We start from the raw sequence: 15,581 nt of genomic DNA, 5'->3' as shown, positions 1-15,581 counted from the left end.
CATAGGACATAAATTGAAGGGAGATTGGACCGAAAGCTTTCTTGGCACCAGAAATCTACCTCGGCGGGTCAGGGATAAGCTTCTACATGAAGCACGCGTGGTTTCATACAAGCAGGGTCAGCAAGTTTTTGGACCCGACAACATCCCGGACAGTCTGATGTTTTTGCATGCCGGTCGCATACGCGTCTCTCAAAGTTCTGATGCCGGGCGAGAAATCGTGCTGTATCGCGTTGAAGCTGGAGAGAGCTGCGTGCTGACCACCGCCTGCATGCTGTCCGAGGAAGCTTATAATGCTGAGGGTATTGCGGAGACTGACGTCACTGCTATCACATTACCTAAAACTTCATTTGATAGGCTGGCTGCTGAAGAAGACAGTTTTCGCGGTTTCGTTTTCTCGGCTTATTCTCGTCGGTTGATTGATCTTTTGCGCGTAGTAGACGATGTCGCCTTTGGCAGAATGGATGTTCGACTGGCAGAGCGCCTTTTGGCGCTAGGAGAAGGCCATTCCGAAATCCAGGCGACGCATCAGGCTTTAGCAAACGAGTTAGGGACAGCGCGTGAGGTCGTTTCACGCATACTGAATGATTTTCAAAAGCGAGGACTTATCCTTCAGACGAGGGGGCGGATCACCCTCCGGAACAAACCTCAATTGGAGCGTTTGGCGAACAGCGCATGAATTCTTTGCGTTAAGTGACATTGTCACTGAAGAGTGAGGTGCCGACCGGTAATCAGGTTGCAACATGAACAACCGGAGACGCCTGATGGAAACCGTGTTTACGCCGATCGCCTCATTTGGAGGGGGGCTCGCAATTGGACTTGGATCCGTGCTTTTGATGCTCGGACTGGGACGGATCATGGGTGCAACGGGCATATTGTCTGGCTTGGCATTCCCAGAAAACCGCGAGGAATTCGCCTGGCGAACGGCCTTGGTTGTGGGAATGATGCTCGCACCGGGCCTGATCTACGCTGCGACCGGTGCAATGCCTGAACTTACAGTACCTGTCAGCCCGATTATGATCGTGATCGGCGGTGTGATCGTCGGTCTGGGCGCCAGTCTCGGATCTGGCTGCACGTCAGGGCATGGTGTTTGCGGACTATCTCGGCTGTCTGTTCGCTCTTTGGTGGCAGTGCCGACCTTCATGGTCACAGCTGCAATCACAGTCTTCCTGATCCGTCACGTCTTTGGAGTATAAAGCAATGAAACTTGTGTTTGCTTTGTTTACCGGCCTGATCTTTGGCGTTGGTATCGCTGTTTCGGGCATGATGGATCCGGCCAAAGTTTTGAATTTCTTCGATATTGCCGGGACGTGGGATCCTAGCCTCGCCTTTGTTATGGGTGGTGCGCTCCTGGTCACGTTCTTCGGCTACAGACTTGCCTGGCGGCAAACAACGCCGCTCTTTGTTGGGCGTTTTCAAATCCCAAACGCGACGGCCGTAGACAAGCGATTGGTTGGTGGTTCGGCTCTCTTCGGCATCGGTTGGGGAATTGCAGGCTTCTGCCCCGGCGCTGCGATACCGGCACTTGGTACCGGGCGTTGGGAAGTTGTTCTCTTTCTGGTTGCCGTTCTTGCCGGGTTTGTACTGCGCAGGCTCCTTTTCGCGCGTCCTGTTCAGTCGGCGGCTTAGTCACCGATTTCCCTGAACCTCCCTGGAGTACAATCAGATGACGTATCCCGTGAACAAGAACATCAAGCCGGACGTTCAGGCCTTTTTCGATGAGGCAACGAACACCATCAGCTATATTGTGAAGGATCCCACCTCGAATTCATGTGCCATTGTCGATAGCGTAATGGACATTGACTACGCGGCGGGGCGCATCACTCACGATCACGCAGACGAGCTCGTCCACCAGATCGTAAGCCAAGATCTGAATTTGGAATGGATCATTGAGACCCATGTTCACGCCGATCATTTGAGTGCCGCGCCGTATATCCAAGAAAAGCTTGGGGGAAAAATCGGCATTGGTTCAAAAATCATGATCGTGCAGGACACGTTTGGGAAGGTCTTCAATGAAGGTACCGAGTTCCAGCGTGATGGCAGCCAGTTCGATCAGCTTTTCGAAGACGGCGATACGTACACGGTTGGCAATATGCAGGTGTTCACAATGTACACCCCCGGCCATACGCCGGCTTGCATGGTACATGTCGCAGGAGATGCGGCTTTTGTGGGCGATACTTTGTTCATGCCGGATGGGGGATCAGCGCGCGCAGATTTTCCCGGCGGCGATGCAGCAACGCTTTACGATAGCATTCAAAGACTCCTGAGCTTGCCGGACGAGACACGACTTTTCATGTGCCATGACTACGGACCAGACGGGCGCGACATCGCCTGGGAAACAACTGTCGGCAATGAGAAAGCCCACAATATCCACGTTGGTGGTGGCAAATCAAAAGAAGAGTTCGTCAAGTTCCGAGTTGAACGAGATGCTCTGCTGGAAATGCCGAAGCTGATCATCCCATCTCTTCAAGTAAATATGCGCGCGGGTGAAGTGCCAACGGACGTGGACGGCAACCCCATGCTCAAGGTTCCGGTCAACAAACTCTGATTTTGAAAGGATGAGAGCGATGGAAATCACCCAAATTTCCCACGACTTCAGTACTTGCGGTCAATTGGAGACCGATGACTTGGCGGAAGTCAAAACGCTTGGATTTCGCTCGCTAATCTGTGTGCGTCCTGACGGCGAACATAAGGAGCAGCCTACTTTTAGCCAGATCCAAGAATGCGCCAAGGCGCAAGGTCTGCAAGCTCGCTATGTGCCGGTTAAACCCTCCGGCGCAACAGAAGCGAACCACATTGCATTTTCTGAGGCGTTGGCAGAGCTGTCCGAGCCTGTCCTTGGCTACTGCCGAAGCGGTCAGCGCGCTGCAACGCTGTGGCACGCACGACGAGACACTGCGGCGTAGCGGGAGGTAAGGATGCGGACGGCGCAATATCTGCCGGTTCTGAGTTGGGCTCGCAGCTATGGACGGGCAGAGCTTTCTAACGATCTGATGGCGGCGGTGATCGTCACCATCATGCTGATACCCCAATCCTTGGCCTACGCGCTCTTGGCTGGATTGCCTCCAGAAGCAGGGCTGTATGCATCCATCGCGCCAATTCTTCTTTACGCAATATTTGGAACCAGTCGCGCCTTAGCGGTTGGCCCGGTTGCCGTTGTCTCACTATTAACAGCGTCGGCTGTCGGTCAGGTTGCTGAACAAGGCACGGCAGGTTACGCGGTTGCGGCACTGACCCTCGCATTTCTTTCTGGCAGTTTCCTGTTGCTTTTGGGGTTCTTGCGGCTGGGCTTCCTGGCTAATTTTTTGAGCCACCCGGTGATCGCCGGGTTTATCACAGCATCTGGGATCTTGATCGCTGCCAGCCAACTCAAGCACATTTTGGGTGTGAATGCGCACGGACATACATTGCTCGAGATTGTCGCATCGATTGCAGCGCACTTGCACGAGGTGAATTGGGTTACGCTTGTCATGGGCCTCAGTGCGACAGCCTTCCTTTTTTGGGCCCGCCAATGGTTAAAACCCGGGTTATTGAGGTTGGGTGCTCCGGCGGCGCTTGCCGATATTCTAACGAAGGCGGGACCTGTTGCCGCCGTAGTTGCCACTACGGTTACTGTTTGGGCACTAGATCTTGTCGAAATGGGTGTGAAAATCGTTGGGGAAGTCCCGCAAAGCCTGCCGCCGCTTACATTGCCAGTATTTGCGCCCGACTTGCTTGCAGCGCTGTTGGTTCCGGCGGTCCTGATTTCAGTGATTGGCTTTGTCGAATCCGTCTCAGTCGCGCAAACTTTGGCAGCCAAGAAACGTCAACGGATTGATCCGGACCAGGAACTCATTGGACTGGGCGCAGCCAACATAGCCGCAGCGTTCACCGGAGGCTACCCGGTCACGGGGGGATTTGCGCGATCAGTCGTCAATTTCGATGCTGGCGCTGAAACTCCAGCTGCTGGCGCCTATACTGCGCTTGGCCTCGCAATCGCCGCCTTGGCGTTGACACCATTGGTGTATTTCCTGCCAAACGCCACGTTGGCCGCTACAATCATTGTGGCGGTTCTGAGCCTCGTGGATTTTTCAATATTTCGCAGAACATGGGACTATTCCCGTGCAGACTTCATCGCGGTATCAGCAACGGTTTTGCTGACGCTCGGTCTGGGTGTCGAAGCCGGCGTCGCGTCTGGAGTGGCGATTTCAATACTTTTGCATTTGTACAAGACGTCTCGACCGCATGTTGCGGAAGTGGGCCGCGTGCCCGGGACAGAGCACTTTCGAAATGTCCAGCGCCACGATGTCGAAACCGTACCTACGGTGCTAACGCTGCGCATCGACGAGAGTCTTTACTTTGTAAACGCCGGCTTTCTGGAAGAACTGATCTTCAGTCGCCTTGCCGACCGGACGAAGGTCAAACATGTTGTTTTGATGTTCTCCGCCGTTAACGAAGTGGACTACTCAGCGCTGGAAACTCTCGAGGCGATCAATCACCGCCTTAGGGAGCTTGGCGTTGGACTAAATCTGTCCGAAGTTAAGGGTCCTGTTATGGACAGACTCAAACGGTCTCATATTGTCGACGGTCTGAACGGCAGGGTTTTCTTGTCCCAGCACGATGCGTGGACAACGCTCATTGCAGAAGCGAGCGAGTGACTAAGATCAGCTTGGTTTGTGAACGTGATCAGAACGAGCGCTTTGGTTCGCATAGCTAACGTATAAGCGCATTTGATTAATGAACGTCTCGTGCCGATATGTCCATCAAAGGCAATCGCTTTCTGAATAAAAGAGAACTGCCGAAAACGTCCTTCACACGTGAATTCTTGTTTGAACTGTGACCTCAACGCTCAGTTATGAAAGACAACCCATACATGAGTTGTTTCAAGCCAAGCGCCGCACCGGCGAAGATGGCAGCGAATGTCACAGGCGCGCTGTAGGCCAATAGTGAGAAGGCAGAAATACCTTGTCCGACGCTGCAACCGACTGCGATGATCGCACCTGGCCCCATAATCGCCGCGCCGAGCATTTGACGCTTGAGTTCGCGTGGATCCTCGCATGCTTCCCATCGGAAATGACCTTTGGACCAGGACCCCAAAAATGCACCAATGAGAACGCCGGAGACTGATCCGACCGCAAAGGACAAAGTGTTTCCGGACGCTGTCATGAGGTAGAATAACGTGTCGCCAAGTGGTGCGGCGAAGGTATGGGTTTGAACCGGTTCACCATCGAAACCGTGCGTCGCAACCCAATTCGTGCCGAGCCACCCTGATACGATCGCCAGCCCAACTACAGATCCCCAAAATACCTGTGCGGGAGCGCGGCGGAAGCGCCGGTTTGCCAAGGCGAAAATCACCAACGCAATGCCGATGACCGCGCCAATGAGCCAAGCTGGGATAGAGGTCAGTTGTTCGGCAAGGAAGCTAATGCTCTGAGGGCCTTCAAGATCCATTTCCTCGGGGAAGACCCATACGCGCAAATATGCAAGGGGCCCGGACATGACAACGTAAGCAGAAAGACCCATAATCAAAACGATGACGAATGATCGAAGGTCGCCGCCTCCAAGCCTTGCCAGCGCGCCATAGCCACAGTTTCCGCTGATGGCCATTCCGTAACCGAACATGAGACCACCTATTATCGACCCAAGTGGGTTCCAGGTCTGTGCAAGATACCTTGTTCCAAGAGGGTCCAGCCAACCTAAAGCCATAGCTAAGTGGCTGCCGACAATTGCTACGCCAATCGCAATTGCCCACATACGCAGCCGCCGGTCATCATCTGCGTAAAGGTAGTCTTCGATTGCACCCAACGTGCAAAAACGGCCAATGCGTGCGGCCAAGCCCAACACAATGCCACCGATCAAACCGATCAGGGCGACGGCGTTGGCGTCTCCCAATGCTTCAAACATTGCCAGTCTCCTCCCAAAGCTGGCGGGTGTTTTGGCGGCTTCTATTTCTCCCTGCAGAACAGATCGTAAACGACTTCCAGGATCTGTGTCGATCGATCATCCGCCAATCTGTAGTAGATCGTTTTCCCCTCGCGTCGCGTTTTGACCAAGCCCTCAAAGCGTAGGCGAGATAGTTGTTGAGACACGGCGGCCTGGCGTGCCGAGAGCATTTCTTCCATCTGCGCGACAGATTTTTCACCCGAGGACAGATAGCACAATATCATCAAGCGTCCTTCATGGCTGATTGCCTTGAGGAAACTTGACGCCGTCTGAGCATTTTCCATCATTCTGTCCATGTCTTCGGCGCACATGTCCGGGGAGAACACAGGCAGTTTCGAAGATTTGTCCAACAAGATCGCCTCGCTTTCATAGCTTCACGCATTCATAACAGTTTATGTAATGCGCCGCAGTTTATCCAGAGCTCTCAATCGGTACCCCAGCGTCACGCAGCAAAACGCCCAGCAACCCCCAGAAAAAATCTTCGCCGGGATAGCCTTCGATCCGGCCGACCTCTTGGCCATCGTCCAGCAGAACAAAGGTTGGCGTGTAGTAGAGAGGCCGCTCCAATGCGATGCCTTCAGGCACGGCCGCGTGGATATCGATGCGTTGAAGTGGAGCGGCATGTCCTTCCGGTGTCTTGGGGTAGATCTCCGAGATGTCGGTGTCCCAACGTGCGCACCACATACACCCATCTTCTTCGGCCATCAGAAGAGTCATTTCTGCCCGTGAAACCACGGGAGAAACAAACAACGTAATTGCAATCAAAAGTAGAAGTAGGTGGCGCATCTCAAGCTCCGATTGACCGCAGCGACATATCTTTATTATTTTGAATGTGTGAATGATAGCGTGCCAGGACAGGTTTGACCATGCTCGACATTACATTTGCGGGAGCTTTAATTGCAGGGCTATTGTCGTTCCTGTCGCCCTGCATCCTACCTATAGTACCGTTTTATCTCAGCTATCTGGCCGGTGTCGGGATTGATCAGATATCTGCGGGTTCTACAATTCCCGGCGGCGTTCGTCGCAAGGCAACGCTTTCTGCGATAGCATTTGCAGCCGGGATCATAACGATCTTCATGGCGCTAGGTGCGACGGCTTCGATATTCGGGCAGCTGGTACGAGAGTATTTCGACATCCTGCGTTGGATCGCTGCGGCCATCATCATTGTGATGGGCATGCATTTCTTGGGGATTATCCGCATCGGGTTCCTGTATCGCCAATTTCGTGCGGATGTTGGTGATACATCAAATGTGAGCCTTGTTGGAGCATATGTTCTTGGATTGGCGTTTGCTTTTGGCTGGACCCCCTGTGTTGGGCCGGTGCTCGCTGCAATCCTGTTCACAGCGGCCGGAACCGAAACGGCCTGGCGTGGAGCGGTGCTTCTATTCGTCTACGGTGTTGGAATGACCGCACCGTTTGTTCTGGCGGCCTTCCTGGTCCGCCCCTTCATGCAGTGGATGGCACGGTTCAGAAAGCACTTGCCCCTCATCGAAATGGCAATGGGTGGCTTTCTGGTGCTCTTCGGCATCCTCATCGCAACCAACTCCATCAATCACATCGCACAATGGATGCTCGACCATATGCCTTGGCTTGCAGCCATTGGATAACTCGGGAGGAAGACATGAATCGAGTTTTGTCATTATTGATCGCTTGTCTGATCGGCGGGGCAGTTTCCGCCGCTGAACTGGGCGACGACGGTATGCATAAAACTCCGTGGATGCGCGACACCTTCAAAGACCTTCGTGAGGATCTTGAAGAGGCGTCAAGCGAAGACAAGCGGTTGGTTTTATTTATTGAGCAACAAGGCTGCATCTATTGCAAGAAAATGCATGAAGAAGTGTTCCCCCAGCCTGACCTTGCAGCGTTCATCGAAGAGAATTTCTTTGTCGTCCAACTAGATTTGCATGGCAGCACCACGGCCATCGACTTTGACGGTGAAGAGAATGAGCAAAGAGCGCTGATGCGAAAATGGGGGATTCTGTTCACCCCGACGCTCGTATTCCTGCCGGAAGAGGTGCCAGAGGACGCTACAGCCATCGATGCTGCGGTCGCTGTTATGCCCGGAGCGTTCTCAAAAGGAACAACCTTAGACCTTTTCACCTGGGTCGAGGAAAAACGATATGAGCTTGAAAATGGTGAAGATTTCCAACGCTATCATGCGCGGCGCATTCAAGAGCGAAACAATGTTTCCCAGGATTGAACGCTGCCATTATAAATAAAAAAATTCATTATTATGAATTTAATGTTGCGACAAGCGGCACTCGTCGACTACGGTACACAAGGCTTTGGGTCGCAAGGCGCCGTCGGCGCGTTAGCAAATGGGAGGGATCATGAAGCTGAGACTCTTAACATTGGTCTGCGCAATGACAGGCGTTGCCGCAATTGCGGCAGAAACAGACCCGCAAGACGTAACCTATGACGACTATGGTGCCATTGAGGCTTCGTTGACCGGTGCTGCTGGCGACGCGGCGAATGGCGCGCTTATCGTTGGGGACAAGTCAAAAGGCAACTGCGTTGCGTGCCACGCGGTTTCGGCTTTGGCTGACATCCCGTTCCATGGCGAAGTTGGTCCGATGCTGGATGGCGCCGGTGATCGTTGGACCGAAGCAGAACTTCGCGGATTGGTCGCAAATGCCAAGATGACGTTCGAAGGCACGGTGATGCCTGCGTTCTACAAGGATGACGGTTATATCCGCCCGGGCGACGCCTATACCGGAAAAGCCCCAACCGCGCCTTTGACGTCGATCCTGACAGCACAAGAAATTGAGGACGTGGTCGCGTTTCTTGCGACCCTGAAAGAAGAATAGCTGCGCTTTCAGGCGCAGATTTTCGAAGAATCAAAGGAGATTGAAAATGGAACTCTCTCGCCGCGAGACACTGGCCCTTGGGCTGGGCGCCGCGTTCCTGACAATTATGCCGCTTCGGGCAAATGCAGCTGCTGAAGATGCCATTGCGGCATTTACAGGCGGGGCAGATGTGGCTGATGGCGGTGTTACGTTGACTGCACCGGAAATCGCAGAAAACGGAAATACTGTACCTATCGAAGTGAGTGCCCCGGGTGCCGCTGCAATTCTGATCGTGGCTGCAGGCAACCCCGAACCGGGCGTCGCGACATTCAATTTCGGCCCATTGGCGGCTGAACAAGCCGCATCAACCCGCATCCGTCTTGCCGGAACGCAGGACGTCATTGCCGTGGCGAAGATGGCAGATGGCAGCTTTGCCAAAGCGTCCGCGACCGTAAAAGTGACAATCGGCGGCTGCGGCGGCTGATCGCCACGCGCCCTGAAGAACAGGAGATTAACCAATGGCATCCGGTGTAAAACCCCGCGTCAAGGTTCCAAAGACAGCCGCAGCTGGTGAAACCATAACGATCAAGACACTGATCAGCCACAAGATGGAAAGCGGCCAGCGTAAGGACAAAGAAGGCAACGTCATCCCGCGTTCGATCATCAACCGTTTCACCTGCGAGTTTAATGGAGAAATGGTGGTGGATGTGACGATGGAGCCGGCGATTTCGACCAACCCGTACTTCCAGTTCGAAGCGACTGTGCCCGACGCCGGTGAGTTTGTCTTCACTTGGTACGATGATGACGGCTCTGTTTACGATGAGAAAAAAACGATCGAGATCGCCTGACGGCTCGAACACTAAGGCAGATCAGCGCTGGTAGGAGGAGTTGGCGCTGATCCACCAAGGGAGGAACGCAATGAATACCAAGGCACTTACGGCGATCGCGGCAATTCTGGTTTTCCCGGCTGCAGCGATGGCTGGACCGGACGAAGACAATTTGGTTATCAATGATGAGTTGGACATGACCTCGGTCACTGAAGCTCCGGCACATCTAGAAAATTTGGACACGATCTACTCGGGTTGGCATTTTCGCACGGATGAAACGCAAGCGCTTCAACTTGATGACTTCGACAACCCCGCAATGATCTTCGTCGATCAGGCCGCCGATCTCTTCGGGACCGTTGATGGTGCCGCTGGCGAGAGCTGTGCCTCTTGCCACGATGGGGTGGAAAGCTTCAAGGGATTGCAGGCGTCCATGCCGAAGGTGGATGCCGAAACTGGTAAGTTGGTCGTCATGGAAGATCTGATCAACAAGTGCCGCACGGACCGCATGGAAGCCGATGCCTGGAAATGGTCCGGGGGTGACATGCAGGGCATGGTCGCTTTGATCGGTCTGCAATCACGCGGGTTGCCTATGAACGTAGCGATTGATGGCGATGCCGCCCCATTTTGGGAGCAGGGCAAGGAGATGTATTATACCCGCTATGGTCAGCTGGAGTTGAGCTGTGCCAATTGTCATGAAGACAACTGGGGCAACATGATCCGCGCCGACCACCTGAGCCAAGGTATGATCAACGGGTTCCCGACGTATCGTCTGAAACAGGCCAAGCTGATCTCGCGCCACAATCGTTTCCGCGGCTGTATTCGCGATACGCGGGCGGAAACTTTTGCCGAAGGATCGGACGAGTTTCGCGCGCTTGAGCTCTATGTGGCCTCGCGTGGCAACGGGCTTTCAGTCGAAACTCCTGCTGTACGTCAATAACGAACGAGCCGCGCGGGCGTTGTCCTGCGCGGGTTTTTCATGCATATAACATTCACACATTTATATGTGTTATAGGAAAGCTGATAGATGATTTCTCGACGTGACTTCTTGCAGGTTTCAATGGCAGCTTCGGCTCTGTACGGGGCGTCCGGGTTTGGCAAATGGGCCAAGCTTGCCGCGCAGCAAAGCCTAACGCAGGATCAATTGCTGGAGTTCGAGACCTTCGGCAATATCAGCCTGATCCATGTCACCGACATCCACGCGCAACTCAAGCCGATCTATTTCCGTGAACCCGAGATAAACCTTGGTATTGGCGATGCGCGAGGGCAGATGCCGCATGTCACGGGGGCGGTTTTCCGCAAGGCGTACGGGATCGAAGATGGAAGCCCGTCGGCCTATGCGCTGACCTACAATGATTTCTCTGCGCTGGCCAAGACCTACGGTCGGGTTGGTGGATTGGACCGGGTCTCAACTGTCATCAACGCCATTCGTGCTGACCGTCCTGATGCCCTTTTATTGGATGGGGGCGATACCTGGCACGGTTCATACACCTGCTATCAGACGGCCGGTCAGGACATGGTCAATGTCATGAACGCGCTGAAACCCGATGCTATGACCTTCCATTGGGAGTTCACGTTGGGCAGCGACAGGGTTAACGAAATCGTCGAAAGCTTGCCTTTTGCGGCCTTGGGTCAAAACATCTTTGATGCCGAGTGGGACGAACCTGCAGAATTGTTCCAACCCTACAAGTTTTTTGATCGGGGCGGTGCAAAGGTTGCTGTTATCGGGCAAGCGTTTCCTTACATGCCCATCGCGAACCCAGGCTGGATGTTCCCAGAATATTCATTCGGTATCCGGGATGAAAACATGCAGGTAATGGCGGACGAGGTTCGCGATGCCGGTGCCGATGTCGTCGTCGTCCTCAGCCATAATGGCTTTGACGTGGATAAGAAGATGGCAGGTCAGGTGCAAGGGATCGACGTGATCCTAAGCGGTCACACGCATGACGCGCTACCCGAGCCGGTTCTGGTCGGTAAAACGCATATCATTGCGTCTGGCTCGAACGGAAAATTCGTTAGCCGCGTCGATCTCGACGTGAGGGACGGGCAGATGATGGGGCTGAAGCACAAGCTGATCCCGATCTTCTCTGACGTCATCGCTCCTGATCCTGCGATCACTGCTCTGATAAATGATCAGCGCGCGCCGTACGAGGCTGCGCTGAGTGAGGTGATTGGCAAAACGGATTCGTTGCTCTACCGCCGTGGCAACTTTAACGGCACCTGGGATGACCTGATTTGCGATGCTCTGATCAATGAGCGTGAGGCAGACATCGCGATGTCGCCCGGCGTCCGTTGGGGGCCGTCAATACTGCCTGGGCAGGATATCACGCGCGAGGACATTTGGAACGTCACATCGATGTCGTATCCCAATGCCTATCGCACAGAAATGACAGGCGAATTCATCCATGTGATCCTCGAGGATGTCGGTGACAACCTGTTCAATCCCGACCCCTACTACCAGCAGGGCGGCGATATGGTCCGCGTCGGTGGGCTTGGCTACCGCATCGATGTGACCAAACCACAAGGGCAGCGGATCAGCGAAATGACCCTGCTCAAAACGGGTGAAGCGATTGATCCGTCGAAAACCTACGTCGTGGCTGGTTGGGCCAGTGTCAACGAAGGCACTGAGGGTCCGCCGATCTGGGATGTCGTCGAAAACCACATTCGCAACCTTGGCACCGTAACGGTGGAAGAGAACACCAGTGTCGATGTTGTCGGCGCTTAAGAAACAGATGGAGACCTAAGAGATATGGATGACGCGTTCAAACCGTCCCGCCGGGCCTTCCTGAAAGGCAGTGCTGCGGTCGCCGCAGGATCAGTCGCGGGTGCGGCAGCGGCAGACACGCCCGATCCACTGATAACAGAGCTTCAGGATTGGGCGTCTTATACGGGTGCCGGTGTCGATGAGTCACCTTATGGCCTGCCGATCAGTTTCGAATCTCATGTCGTTCGGCGCAACGTGGAATGGCTGACCGCCTCTCCGATTTCGTCGATCAACTTCACACCGATCCACGCCCTTGATGGTACGATCACTCCGCAAGGATGCGCTTTTGAGCGTCATCATTCGGGCGCGATTGAGCTGCGCAAAGAGGATTATCGCCTGATGATCAACGGGCTGGTCGATCGCCCGCTTGTGTTTACTTATGAAGACATTGAGCGTTTCCCGCGCGAAAACCATGTGTATTTCTGCGAATGCGCGGCGAACACCGGTATGGAGTGGGCTGGTGCTCAACTCAATGGCGTCCAATTTACGCACGGCATGATTCATAACATGGAATACACCGGCGTTCCTCTGCGCACGCTGTTGCAGGAAGCAGGCGCCGATTTCTCACCAGACAAATGGGTCTATGTTGAAGGCGCAGACGCGTCATCAAATGGCCGCTCCATCCCGATGGAAAAAGCGCTGGATGACGTGTTGGTGGCTTTCAAGGCAAATGGTGAAGCGCTGCGCATGGAGCATGGATATCCGGTGCGACTGGTTGTTCCTGGCTGGGAAGGCAACATGTGGGTCAAGTGGCTGCGCCGCATTGAGGTCGTCGATATGGCGGTCGAAAGCCGCGAAGAAACATCAAAATACACTGATGTCTACGCTGATGGCACAGCCCAGAAATGGACGTGGGTGATGGATGCAAAATCCGTCATCACCTCACCCAGCCCGCAAATGCCGATCAAACACGGACCGGGACCTTTGGTCATTTCCGGGCTTGCTTGGTCAGGCCACGGGCAAATTACGCGGGTCGATGTGTCCAAGGACGGTGGGATCACCTGGGAGACGGCGCGTCTTGGCAAGCAGGGCGACAGCAAGGCTTTGACGCGTTTCTATCTCGATACGAATTGGGACGGAGCACCAATGTTGTTACAGGCCCGGGCGATAGACGAGACTGGCTATGTGCAGCCAACCAAAGACCAGCTACGCGAAAAGCGCGGAGAAAACGCGGTCTACCACAACAACTGTATCCAAACTTGGTACGTGAGCGCAGAAGGGATCGCTGAGAATGTCGAAGTCTCTTAGTCATGTTTTCCTGCCCGTATTTGGTGGCACAGCCTTGGTGCTTGCGGCCGCGTTTGTATTTGCCAATCGGAACTACGGCCAGTCGAAGATAGACACTTTGGAAACCCGGATAGGTCAGGTTGAAGCGCATGCAGCATCAGCTCTAGAAAACGCGCAAGCGGAGGCCAGTCGAGCGGCTGAACTCGAGACTATAGTCGAAGAAATCCAAGCGGCCGCCGCGGAACGGGTTGCAAATGGTGCGAACCTAACTGCACCGGCGCCCATTCGCGACGGTACTATTGGGCTTGGACGTCCTGCATTGGAGGAAGAGATCGCTGCCTGGGACGTTGACATCTTGCCCGACGGGCGTGGCTTGCCGGTTGGATCAGGCGATGTCTGGACCGGAGAAGAAGTGTTTGTCGACCGGTGTGCGTCCTGCCACGGAGAGTTTGCCGAGGGCGCGGACAATTGGCCTGTTCTGGCCGGTGGATTCGACACGCTTGCCGACGAGGATCCTGTAAAAACCATCGGGTCTTATTGGCCTCATTTGTCGACCGCTTGGGACTATATTTCCCGCTCAATGCCATTTGGTGAAGCAGGTACGCTTACGGCGGATGAGACCTACGCAATCGTCGCCTATATCCTTTATTCCAACGATCTGGTGGATGACGATTTCGTTCTCAGCAATGAAAATTTCGCCGAATTCAGGATGTACAACAAGGATGGATTTGTCGTCGACACGCGACCTGAGACTGAGTACGCAGAATGGCGAGAAGAGCCCTGCATGGAGAACTGCAAAACAGAGGCCGCGGTTACTATGCGTTCTGTCTTTCTGGTTGAGACACCACCAGAAGGCGGTTCGAATTCGGTCATGAATGAAGCCAGTGCGGACGAGTTACCGACGTTTACGGCGGAAGGGCCCTCGTTCATTCCAGCCGCAGCGCCAAGGCCTGAGGAAGAAGCTGCCGCTACACCGGCTGTTCAGGAAATCGACGAGGCTGACCAGATTACGGAACTGTTCGCAGCCGGTGAGAAGGTCTTCAAGAAGTGTAAGTCCTGCCATCAGGTTGGTGACGGTGCTAAGGACAGCACGGGTCCCGCGCTGAACGGAGTTATCGGGGCCAACGCAGGGTCGGTTGAAGGGTTCAAATACTCCAAAGCTATGAAAACAGCTGCCGAGGCTGGTCTTGTTTGGACCGAAGAAGAAATGGCGGCCTTCCTTACAAAACCCAAGGACTACATGAAAGGCACGCGCATGTCATTTGCGGGTCTAAAGAAACCGGACGATATTGAAGCCGTGATCGTCTACCTCAAGTCTTTCGGAAGCTGATCGTGCGGTGGTCGTGCATTCTAACCTGCGCAACACTTTTGGTTGCGATCGCGCCATCGACCCACGCGGCAGATGACCTTGGTGATGCTGAAGCTGGCAAAGTGGTGTTTGCCAAATGCAAAGGTTGTCATCAGGTTGGAGAAGGAGCCGAAAATAAAATCGGGCCGCATCTGAACGGTGTTTTTGGTCGGAAAGCCGCAGGCCTCGATGGGTTTAATTACTCCAAGAGCCTTGTGCGTGCAGGTAGCTCGGGTCTGGAATGGCACGCTGACACTCTGTCCGCCTACATCGAAAACCCACGCTCATTTGCGTCAGGCACGAGGATGAGTTTTCGCGGTTTGAACGACCCGGAAGACCGAGCCAACGTGATAGCGTATTTGCGGGGTTTTTCAGACAATCCCCGAGATATCCCGGAAGCGGATCCAACCGCGAAAGGCACGGATCATTCGATCGATCCTGCGATCCTGGCGATACAAGGAGATCCTGAGTACGGCGCATATCTCAGCAGCGAATGTACAACATGCCACCAGATTGAGGGAGGCGATGAGGGCATTCCTTCGATTGTGTACTGGCCTGACGAAGACTTCGTGGTCGCCATGCACGCTTACAAGGACAAACAGCGGCCACATCCGGTCATGCAAATGATCGCTGGACGGCTGAGCAATGACGAGATCGCGGCATTGGCCGCCTACTTCAATAATCCAGAATGAAAGTGCCTAAGGGGAGGAAAC

At 54.2% G+C, this 15,581-nt stretch carries 19 protein-coding genes; 16 read left to right on the top strand and 3 right to left on the bottom strand.

All coding sequences use genetic code 11. From position 1 onward, the window contains the following. Nucleotides 1-13: 13 nt before the first annotated feature. The 6 genes from AC2FNR_RS14770 (at nucleotide 14) to AC2FNR_RS14745 (ending at nucleotide 4,634) form a co-directional block, all read left to right on the top strand. Nucleotides 14-676, top strand: a complete 663-nt coding sequence (locus AC2FNR_RS14770; RefSeq protein WP_170754889.1) for a Crp/Fnr family transcriptional regulator — start codon at nucleotides 14-16, stop codon at nucleotides 674-676. 85 nt (nucleotides 677-761) lie between these two features. Then, on the top strand, nucleotides 762-1,193 hold the full coding sequence (locus AC2FNR_RS14765) for a YeeE/YedE family protein (RefSeq protein WP_170754891.1): 432 nt from the start codon (nucleotides 762-764) through the stop codon (nucleotides 1,191-1,193). A gap of 4 nt (nucleotides 1,194-1,197) precedes the next feature. Further along, a complete protein-coding gene (locus tag AC2FNR_RS14760) occupies nucleotides 1,198-1,626 on the top strand; it encodes a DUF6691 family protein (protein WP_170754893.1) in 429 nt (142 codons plus the stop codon). Between the two features lie 37 nt (nucleotides 1,627-1,663). Then, the gene (locus AC2FNR_RS14755) at nucleotides 1,664-2,545 is read left to right on the top strand and encodes an MBL fold metallo-hydrolase (protein WP_496849729.1); all 882 of its coding nucleotides are present in this window, start codon (nucleotides 1,664-1,666) and stop codon (nucleotides 2,543-2,545) included. A 19-nt stretch (nucleotides 2,546-2,564) separates the two neighbouring features. Next, nucleotides 2,565-2,903, top strand: coding sequence for a protein tyrosine phosphatase family protein (locus tag AC2FNR_RS14750; protein ID WP_170754897.1), 339 nt, complete (start codon nucleotides 2,565-2,567; stop codon nucleotides 2,901-2,903). Between the two features lie 12 nt (nucleotides 2,904-2,915). Continuing rightward, entirely contained in the window at nucleotides 2,916-4,634 is a 1,719-nt protein-coding gene (locus tag AC2FNR_RS14745) for a SulP family inorganic anion transporter (RefSeq protein ID WP_496849728.1), read from the top strand. Between the two features lie 184 nt (nucleotides 4,635-4,818). Here AC2FNR_RS14745 and AC2FNR_RS14740 read toward each other — a convergent pair whose 3' ends face one another. The 3 genes from AC2FNR_RS14740 to AC2FNR_RS14730 form a co-directional block, all read right to left on the bottom strand. Continuing rightward, a complete protein-coding gene (locus AC2FNR_RS14740) occupies nucleotides 4,819-5,880 on the bottom strand; it encodes a YeeE/YedE family protein (RefSeq protein WP_170754901.1) in 1,062 nt (353 codons plus the stop codon). A gap of 41 nt (nucleotides 5,881-5,921) precedes the next feature. Further along, a complete protein-coding gene (locus AC2FNR_RS14735) occupies nucleotides 5,922-6,230 on the bottom strand; it encodes an ArsR/SmtB family transcription factor (RefSeq protein WP_058276434.1) in 309 nt (102 codons plus the stop codon). 100 nt (nucleotides 6,231-6,330) lie between these two features. Next, on the bottom strand, nucleotides 6,331-6,636 hold the full coding sequence (locus AC2FNR_RS14730) for a hypothetical protein (protein WP_331251815.1): 306 nt from the start codon (nucleotides 6,634-6,636) through the stop codon (nucleotides 6,331-6,333). A gap of 149 nt (nucleotides 6,637-6,785) precedes the next feature. On the opposite strand from AC2FNR_RS14730, the gene AC2FNR_RS14725 reads away from it, so the two are divergent. From AC2FNR_RS14725 to AC2FNR_RS14680, 10 genes are all read left to right on the top strand, one after another. Next, nucleotides 6,786-7,526, top strand: coding sequence for a cytochrome c biogenesis CcdA family protein (locus AC2FNR_RS14725; RefSeq protein WP_170624581.1), 741 nt, complete (start codon nucleotides 6,786-6,788; stop codon nucleotides 7,524-7,526). A gap of 14 nt (nucleotides 7,527-7,540) precedes the next feature. Continuing rightward, nucleotides 7,541-8,119, top strand: coding sequence for a thioredoxin family protein (locus AC2FNR_RS14720; RefSeq protein ID WP_496849725.1), 579 nt, complete (start codon nucleotides 7,541-7,543; stop codon nucleotides 8,117-8,119). 130 nt (nucleotides 8,120-8,249) lie between these two features. Further along, nucleotides 8,250-8,726, top strand: coding sequence for a sulfur oxidation c-type cytochrome SoxX (gene soxX / locus AC2FNR_RS14715; RefSeq protein WP_170353169.1), 477 nt, complete (start codon nucleotides 8,250-8,252; stop codon nucleotides 8,724-8,726). 46 nt (nucleotides 8,727-8,772) lie between these two features. Continuing rightward, nucleotides 8,773-9,189: a thiosulfate oxidation carrier protein SoxY gene (soxY, locus tag AC2FNR_RS14710; RefSeq protein ID WP_058275041.1), complete on the top strand. Its 417-nt coding sequence runs from the start codon at nucleotides 8,773-8,775 to the stop codon at nucleotides 9,187-9,189. 34 nt (nucleotides 9,190-9,223) lie between these two features. Further along, the gene (gene soxZ / locus AC2FNR_RS14705; RefSeq protein WP_170542839.1) at nucleotides 9,224-9,553 is read left to right on the top strand and encodes a thiosulfate oxidation carrier complex protein SoxZ; all 330 of its coding nucleotides are present in this window, start codon (nucleotides 9,224-9,226) and stop codon (nucleotides 9,551-9,553) included. Nucleotides 9,554-9,623: 70 nt separating this feature from the next. After that, nucleotides 9,624-10,469 carry a sulfur oxidation c-type cytochrome SoxA gene (gene soxA, locus AC2FNR_RS14700; RefSeq protein WP_170542841.1) on the top strand — a complete coding sequence of 282 codons (846 nt, stop codon included), beginning with the start codon at nucleotides 9,624-9,626 and terminating at the stop codon, nucleotides 10,467-10,469. 87 nt (nucleotides 10,470-10,556) lie between these two features. After that, nucleotides 10,557-12,254: a thiosulfohydrolase SoxB gene (soxB, locus tag AC2FNR_RS14695; protein WP_496849722.1), complete on the top strand. Its 1,698-nt coding sequence runs from the start codon at nucleotides 10,557-10,559 to the stop codon at nucleotides 12,252-12,254. Nucleotides 12,255-12,278: 24 nt separating this feature from the next. Then, on the top strand, nucleotides 12,279-13,541 hold the full coding sequence (soxC, locus tag AC2FNR_RS14690) for a sulfite dehydrogenase (protein WP_496849721.1): 1,263 nt from the start codon (nucleotides 12,279-12,281) through the stop codon (nucleotides 13,539-13,541). Then, complete coding sequence (locus AC2FNR_RS14685) at nucleotides 13,525-14,850, top strand: c-type cytochrome (RefSeq protein ID WP_496849719.1); 1,326 nt, start codon at nucleotides 13,525-13,527, stop codon at nucleotides 14,848-14,850. Before soxC ends, AC2FNR_RS14685 begins: the two co-directional genes overlap by 17 nt. Nucleotides 14,851-14,852: 2 nt before the next feature. Continuing rightward, nucleotides 14,853-15,560, top strand: coding sequence for a c-type cytochrome (locus AC2FNR_RS14680; protein ID WP_414478919.1), 708 nt, complete (start codon nucleotides 14,853-14,855; stop codon nucleotides 15,558-15,560). Nucleotides 15,561-15,581: the final 21 nt, after the last annotated feature.

The organism is Ruegeria sp. SATB045 (genome assembly GCF_059613525.1).
This window is presented reverse-complemented; position numbering and strand designations above follow the sequence as displayed.

Bases quoted from the DNA above. Each gene is read 5' to 3' on its own strand.
- AC2FNR_RS14765 (WP_170754891.1), top strand. From the start codon at position 762: ATGGAAACCGTGTTTACGCCGATCGCCTCATTTGGAGGGGGGCTCGCA.
- AC2FNR_RS14760 (WP_170754893.1), top strand. From the start codon at position 1,198: ATGAAACTTGTGTTTGCTTTGTTTACCGGCCTGATCTTTGGCGTTGGT.
- AC2FNR_RS14755 (WP_496849729.1), top strand. From the start codon at position 1,664: ATGACGTATCCCGTGAACAAGAACATCAAGCCGGACGTTCAGGCCTTT.
- AC2FNR_RS14750 (WP_170754897.1), top strand. From the start codon at position 2,565: ATGGAAATCACCCAAATTTCCCACGACTTCAGTACTTGCGGTCAATTG.
- AC2FNR_RS14745 (WP_496849728.1), top strand. From the start codon at position 2,916: ATGCGGACGGCGCAATATCTGCCGGTTCTGAGTTGGGCTCGCAGCTAT.
- AC2FNR_RS14740 (WP_170754901.1), bottom strand. From the start codon at position 5,880: ATGTTTGAAGCATTGGGAGACGCCAACGCCGTCGCCCTGATCGGTTTG.
- AC2FNR_RS14735 (WP_058276434.1), bottom strand. From the start codon at position 6,230: ATGTGCGCCGAAGACATGGACAGAATGATGGAAAATGCTCAGACGGCG.
- AC2FNR_RS14730 (WP_331251815.1), bottom strand. From the start codon at position 6,636: ATGACTCTTCTGATGGCCGAAGAAGATGGGTGTATGTGGTGCGCACGT.
- AC2FNR_RS14725 (WP_170624581.1), top strand. From the start codon at position 6,786: ATGCTCGACATTACATTTGCGGGAGCTTTAATTGCAGGGCTATTGTCG.
- AC2FNR_RS14720 (WP_496849725.1), top strand. From the start codon at position 7,541: ATGAATCGAGTTTTGTCATTATTGATCGCTTGTCTGATCGGCGGGGCA.
- soxX (WP_170353169.1), top strand. From the start codon at position 8,250: ATGAAGCTGAGACTCTTAACATTGGTCTGCGCAATGACAGGCGTTGCC.
- soxY (WP_058275041.1), top strand. From the start codon at position 8,773: ATGGAACTCTCTCGCCGCGAGACACTGGCCCTTGGGCTGGGCGCCGCG.
- soxZ (WP_170542839.1), top strand. From the start codon at position 9,224: ATGGCATCCGGTGTAAAACCCCGCGTCAAGGTTCCAAAGACAGCCGCA.
- soxA (WP_170542841.1), top strand. From the start codon at position 9,624: ATGAATACCAAGGCACTTACGGCGATCGCGGCAATTCTGGTTTTCCCG.
- soxB (WP_496849722.1), top strand. From the start codon at position 10,557: ATGATTTCTCGACGTGACTTCTTGCAGGTTTCAATGGCAGCTTCGGCT.
- soxC (WP_496849721.1), top strand. From the start codon at position 12,279: ATGGATGACGCGTTCAAACCGTCCCGCCGGGCCTTCCTGAAAGGCAGT.
- AC2FNR_RS14685 (WP_496849719.1), top strand. From the start codon at position 13,525: ATGTCGAAGTCTCTTAGTCATGTTTTCCTGCCCGTATTTGGTGGCACA.